This window comes from Flavobacterium sp. UBA4854 (assembly GCF_002399805.1).
In the GTDB taxonomy this organism is placed as follows: domain Bacteria; phylum Bacteroidota; class Bacteroidia; order Flavobacteriales; family Flavobacteriaceae; genus Flavobacterium; species Flavobacterium ginsengisoli.
Genome location: NZ_DHEI01000117.1, coordinates 20,473 through 20,839, shown reverse-complemented (window position 1 = coordinate 20,839; position 367 = coordinate 20,473). Strand labels below are relative to the sequence as shown.

1 protein-coding gene is annotated in these 367 nt (G+C 41.7%); it reads left to right on the top strand.

The features are described from left to right. The coding region (locus tag B3J44_RS17390) for a glycoside hydrolase family 3 C-terminal domain-containing protein (RefSeq protein WP_286969963.1) at positions 1 to 367 on the top strand (367 nt) is incomplete at both ends.

Sequence of the window (367 nt, the reverse complement as noted above, 5' to 3'; positions counted from 1 at the left end):
TGGTTGATCTGGTAAAATCAGGAAAAGTAAAAGAATCTTTAATTGATGACGCGGTTCGCAGAATTTTGCGTGTAAAATTCGAATTGGGACTATTTGATGATCCGTACAGATATTGCGATGAGAAACGCGAAAAAGAAGTTGTGGGAAGCAGAGCCAATAACGAAGGCGTTTTGGATATGGCAAAGAAATCGATCGTTTTATTGAAAAATGAAAAGAATCTGCTTCCGCTGAAAAAATCAGGGCAGAAAATCGCTTTGATCGGAGCTTTGGCAAACGATAAAAACAGTCCGTTGGGAAGCTGGAGAATTGCGGCTTCAGACGACACTGCGGTTTCGGTTTTGGAAGGGATGCAGCAGTACAAAGGCAA